General features: G+C 67.2%; 1 protein-coding gene. It reads right to left on the bottom strand.

Going from position 1 to position 296, the window contains the following annotated elements; translation table 11 throughout:
* Positions 1-296 (bottom strand): hypothetical protein (locus OH705_RS29495; protein ID WP_267303403.1); only part of this gene is annotated, 296 nt, incomplete at both ends.

Here is a 296-nt window from a genome sequence, read left to right as displayed (position 1 = left end):
GTGATCTCACCACCACGGTTGTCGATGCGGTCGACCTCCAGGGTCAGCGCGCCATTGCTGCCGAGCAGCCCCGCCTCACGGTTGTCCAGCTCACCGCCCTGTATCCGCAGTTGCTCGAGGCTGACCAGCGAACCGGCGTTGTTGAGCAAGGTGTCGGCCTGGACCTCGCCCTGGCCTTTGCCGGAGACCTTGCCCTTGCTGTTGTCCAGCGTCCCGGCCACAAGGTTGAGGGCGGTGTCGCCCACCAGGGTGCCCTGGCGGTTGTCCAGGCGACCGTCGACGGTCAGCACCAGGCC

This window comes from Pseudomonas sp. BJa3, from assembly GCF_026343815.1.
Classification (GTDB): domain Bacteria; phylum Pseudomonadota; class Gammaproteobacteria; order Pseudomonadales; family Pseudomonadaceae; genus Aquipseudomonas; species Aquipseudomonas soli.
The sequence above is the reverse complement of the archived record's forward strand: the minus strand, read 5'-3'. Positions and strand labels throughout refer to the sequence as shown.